The sequence below is a fragment of the Brevibacterium moorei genome (assembly GCF_024580735.1).
Classification (GTDB): domain Bacteria; phylum Actinomycetota; class Actinomycetes; order Actinomycetales; family Brevibacteriaceae; genus Brevibacterium; species Brevibacterium moorei.
In genome coordinates this window covers 1-4,863 of sequence record NZ_JANIJX010000049.1, presented here as the reverse complement: position 1 = coordinate 4,863, position 4,863 = coordinate 1, and the positions used below count along the sequence as shown (strand labels likewise).

At 68.9% G+C, this 4,863-nt stretch carries 4 protein-coding genes; 1 reads left to right on the top strand and 3 read right to left on the bottom strand.

The window, feature by feature from the left end; genetic code table 11:
• Nucleotides 1–206: 206 nt before the first annotated feature.
• Both NQ034_RS15960 and NQ034_RS15955 read right to left on the bottom strand, forming a co-directional pair.
• Complete coding sequence (locus NQ034_RS15960) at nt 207–761, bottom strand: isochorismatase family protein (protein ID WP_257050011.1); 555 nt, start codon at nt 759–761, stop codon at nt 207–209.
• A gap of 101 nt (nt 762–862) precedes the next feature.
• Nucleotides 863–2,302, bottom strand: a complete 1,440-nt coding sequence (locus tag NQ034_RS15955; protein ID WP_257050010.1) for an MFS transporter — start codon at nt 2,300–2,302, stop codon at nt 863–865.
• A 159-nt stretch (nt 2,303–2,461) separates the two neighbouring features.
• On the opposite strand from NQ034_RS15955, the gene NQ034_RS15950 reads away from it, so the two are divergent.
• On the top strand, nt 2,462–3,613 hold the full coding sequence (locus NQ034_RS15950; protein ID WP_257050009.1) for an MBL fold metallo-hydrolase: 1,152 nt from the start codon (nt 2,462–2,464) through the stop codon (nt 3,611–3,613).
• Nucleotides 3,614–3,617: 4 nt separating this feature from the next.
• Here the strand turns inward: NQ034_RS15950 and NQ034_RS15945 are convergent, their stop codons facing one another.
• Nucleotides 3,618–4,697 carry a ribonuclease H family protein gene (locus NQ034_RS15945; protein WP_257050008.1) on the bottom strand — a complete coding sequence of 360 codons (1,080 nt, stop codon included), beginning with the start codon at nt 4,695–4,697 and terminating at the stop codon, nt 3,618–3,620.
• Nucleotides 4,698–4,863: the final 166 nt, after the last annotated feature.

The window sequence follows — 4,863 nt, the reverse complement described above, 5'->3', positions numbered from 1 at the left end:
ACACCGGGGACGCTTCAAGTCACGTCCGGTGACTCCGAAGCCGCCCCACGTCGTGGGTATCAACCTGCCGGAGCACGAAGCAGTCAGAAACTAGCCCGAGTGACTCCACACAGCTTGACACAGAGCGTACATACGCATATACGCGCATGTACTGCAGGTTTGCGCATGTGATGCCGAGGCCGGGACACGGCACCCGACGGACCGGATCAGCCCAGCCGGTCCAGCACCTCGGCCGTGGTCGTGACTTCGCCCAGCTGCGGGAAGATCAACTCGATCGCGGACTCGTGCGCTCGGGAATCCCGGTCGAACATCGCATCGGTCACCAGCACCACGTGGTAGCCGTGCTCATGGGCGCCGCGCGCGGTGGACTCGACGCCCTTCGAGGTCGCGATCCCCGTGACGAAGACCTGCGTGACTCCGCGCTCGCGCAGCTGCGCGTCCAAGTCGGTGCCGTGGAAGGCGCCCCAGGTGTGCTTGGTGATGAGGACGTCGTCGGCGTCGCGCTCCAGCTCCGGGCGCAGTTCCGTCCAGCCGGCGGGTCGCTGGACGGGGGCGGCTCCCCTGTTCGACTCGGTCCGCCCACCGGGGGCTCCGGCGACGTTGATGAGCACCACGGTCTGCCCGGCCGCCCGGAAGGCCCCGGCCAGGCGGGCGGAGCGGTCCACCACCGCGTCGATGACCGGGTGGTCCGTGCCCGCGATTCCCTTCTGCAGATCGACGATGAGCAGGGCCGTCTTCGGGTCGATGGTCGAAAGTGTCATGATGACTCCTCTATCGTTCGTGTTCGGTTGGGTGCTGGTTCGGGTGGCCGGATGACCGGCGCCCGGCCAGGCCCCGGCGCCCGGTCCTGGCACCGGGGGTCCTATTTCGATTTCCCGTCCGACCGCGGCAGCCGCGCCAGGCTGCGGTCGCCCGCAGTCAGGACGATGGTGAGCACCGCGACGATCACCATCACCCAGGCCAGGGAATGCATTCCGGGGGTGTCGGCGCGTGCGCCGAACACCAGACCCGAGACTGCCGAGGCGGTGACGGCACCCAGGTACTGGAAGGTCCGCAACAGTCCGGACGCCGCTCCGATCGTCGCGGGATCGGCCTGGTGGTACATCGCATTCTGGTTCGACAGGCTGAGCAGTCCCTGGGGGATGCCCAGCACCGCCGTGATCAGGAAGTACACCCAGACCGGCGTGGCCGGGTACAGCAACAGGAGGGACACTGCGACGACGAGTTGCAGGACTCCGCCGACCAAGAGGTTCGCCCGGATGCGCGGGCGGCGCCCGAAGACGGCGGAGACCAACAGGGCCACGCCGAAGGTCGGCAACAGGACGAGGCCGACCAGGGACGGGCTCAGCCCCGCGCCCTGCTGCAGCCACTGGGTGAAGCCGTAGATGAAGCCGTACTGGATGACCATGACGGTCGTACCGCGCACGTACGTGGTCAGCAGGGCCGGATTCGCGCCCAGTACGCGCAGGTCGATGAAGGGTTCGGCAGTTCGCAGCTCGCGCCAGGCGAATCCGGCCAGGGCCAGCACTCCGGGCACCAGTGCCCACAGGTGGCCCAGGTCGGGCTCCATCAGGAACAGCAGCAGGCCGGTCAGGCCGACGGCGAAGCAGAGGACCCCCGGCCAGTCGAGTGGGACCCGGACCGCGGACGCGGGGTGCGCCGAACCAGAGGAGGCCCCCGAGGCCGCGCCCCGCCCGCCGCTGCCATCCGATCCGGCGGCCGCCTCGGCCCTGTGGCCGAGGTCGGGCAGCAGTCGGCTGCCCAGCACCAGGGCGATCAGCCCGAGCGGGATGTTGACGGCCATGGTGGCGCGCCACCCGCCGATGTCGATGAGCAGGCCACCCAGGGTGGGCCCGACGACCGCGACGGTCTGGACCGTCATCGTGAGTGCGGTGAGCACCCCGGCGGGACTGGCGAGTCCCCGGGCGTCGCAGACCCTGCGGATGAGTGTCATGGACGCGGGATAGGCGGCGCAGGTGCCCAGTCCCAACAGTGCCCTGGCTGCGATCAGGACCCACAGGGTGGGTGCGGCGGTGGCCAGGATGCCGGCAACGGTCACCAGGGCGGCGCCGAGCAGGAACATCCGCTTGGGGCCGTACACGTCGACCAGGCGGCCGGTCAGCGGTTGGCCGATCGAGGTGGCGATGTAGAGCCCGGAGACCAGCCAGGCGGTCTGTGCGGGTGGAGCGCCGAACGCGATGCCGATGGGGACCAGCGCGACGGCCACGATCGAGGTGTTGATCGGGTTGAGGATCGTGCCGGCGATCATGGGCACCAGGAGTCTGCGCGGGAAGCGTTCCATGCACCCATTCTAAATATCGAGGTTATACAGTCCTCCGGTGGATCGTCTCCCGGGTGACGGCGCTATAGTGGGCCGTGGATGTAAATGAACGAACGTTAAGTCAACGTTGCAGGCAGTTCGACGTTGCACACGGCGAAGTCAACAAGGGAGTTGAGGCGCATGGCCATCGAGGCGCTGAGCAGGTCGCAGGAACAGGGATGGAAGGATCGCATCGCCCCCGCGGTTGAACAGGTCGGACCGGCCACATGGGCGATCCCAGTGCCGATTCCCAACAACCCGCTGGTCTACACCTACTGCTATGCGCTGCTCGAGGACACCGGCGTCAGCCTCATCGACCCTGGCTGGGACGGGCTCGAACAGATGCAGCGGCTGACCGAGGGCCTGGCGCAGATCGGCTTCCGCCCCGATCAGGTCAACGGCGTGGCCATCACCCACTACCACCGGGACCACCTGGGCCTGGTGCCCCAGCTCCTGCAGCACAACCCCGATATGTGGGTGGCCCTGCAGCGGCACGACCTGGAGGCCCTGCAGACCTTCGCTCTGGGCCAGGTCAACCCCTCCAACGGCGCCGCCGCGGACGTCGACATCGTCTCCCTGTACGGGGTCCCGGAGGAACGCCGCACCGAGGTCGACCGCCGGGGTGCCGGCCGGAAGACCGCCGGACAGAGCTCTGCCACCGCGCTCATCGAGGCACTGGGCAAGAGCGCCGCCGCGGCTTCCGCGGCACCGGATTCCGGGGCCGAGGCCGCCGAACACTTCGGCGACCGCCCCGCCGTGCGCTTCGCCCCGCCGCAGAACCTCATCGTCATGCACGATCAGGACGTGCTGCCGCTGACCGGGCGCACGGTGCGTGGCCTGTGGACTCCCGGCCACACCTACGGCCACACGGCCTTCATCGACGAGGACCATGCGGCGTTCATCTCCGGGGACCACGTGCTGCCCACCATCACCCCGAACATCGGCCTGGACTCCGGCTCGCTGACCCACAGCCTCGGCGACTACCTGAAATCCCTGGACCGGATGCAGGGACTCGACGCCGATCTGCAGGTGCTGCCGGCCCACGGCTTCCGCTTCGCCGGCCTGCACGAGCGCGCGCAGGCGATCTCCGAGCACCACGCGCAGCGCCTCGACGAGATCCGCGCGCGGCTGGCCGAAACCGATGACCACTCCGTGTACTCCCTGGCCCAGGGGCTGCACTGGTCCCGCGGTTTCGCGGCCCTGCACGACTTCAACCTGTATGCAGCGCTCGCGGAGACCGCCGCCCATATGTACTACCTGGGACTGCCGGTGGGCGAGCAGACGCTCGACTGAGCCGCTAGTCGCCGCCGCGCGAGCGCACCTCGTCGGCGATGATCTCCTCCACCCGCGAGGCGGTGACCCCGCCCAACAGGTCCCAACCGCGGGCCCGCGCGACGAAGCGGGCGACCCGGTCGCAGGCCTCGTTGAGCGGATCTCCGTTATGGCCCCTGGTCCAGCGCAGGGAGATCTGTGCGGGTCCGTGTGCGAGCAGCCGGTGGGCGCGGCGCAGAACGGTGTTGTTCCACGAGTCCAGCCAGGGCAGTCGCAGTGCCATCCTGGGCTCCATCTGCAACAGCTGTACCGTCTGCTGGGAGTCCGTCACGATGGTGATTCGCGGCGCGTCCGAGTACAGCGACAGGCACAGCGCGTTGTAGACGGCTTCGAGTTCGGCGTGGAGCGGATTGTGGGCGTTGGCGACGGGGGAGACCACCCAACGGCCGTCGGAGGCCAGCGCGCAACCGGCCCCCTGGCCGGTGAAGTGGATGAGCGAGCCGTCGGTGTAGACGGTGTCGAAGGAGCCGCGGCACCGGTAGTCCCTGCTGTGCAGGGCCGGCTGCCACGAAGTGGGCGGGCGCACGATGCGCGGCTGCTGTCCGGGGTCCGCGTCCTGGGTGGCCAGCTCCGCCATGCGCCGGTCCAGCTCGGCCACGTTCAGGAGGGTCGCCCCGGCCCGGCACAGGGCCGGGCGGTAGGTGAACAGGTGGGAGCGGGCGCGGGCGGACACCTGGGCGATCCGATCCACCGGCAGCCCGCAGTCGACGGCCAGGGCGGCGCAGGCGGCGTGCACCGCGGTGGAGTGGAACCCCGAACAGGCGATGATGACGGAACGCCCGGGATGTGCCCGGGCGATGTGGTCCCAGATCGTGGGGAGTTCGTCGACGGGACCGGACCCGCCGAATTCGAGGTCGAGGCGCAGTCCGCCGTCGAGGACCGTGCCGGCTACGTAGAGGAGCAGTCCCGCGGTCTGGTCCGACTCCATGATGACGCAGGTGGGGGTCACCGTGGGATCGTGGAGATCGGACACCAGGGGCGGTGGCGGTGTCGGATTCTGCGTGGACAGCCACTGTCTGGGCGCCAGGGGGTGTGGAGTCGGCATGGCGTTCCTCCCTTCCCTCTGCACACGATCCTACGACGGGGCACTGACGTTGATACTTGTAGGGATGGTTTCCATCCAGGGTGTGACCCAGGCACTGACTGGCCACCACAGTGTGTGCCTTTGCCGTGATCTGTCCACCCACCAGGGAATCATCGAGTGTCCCGAC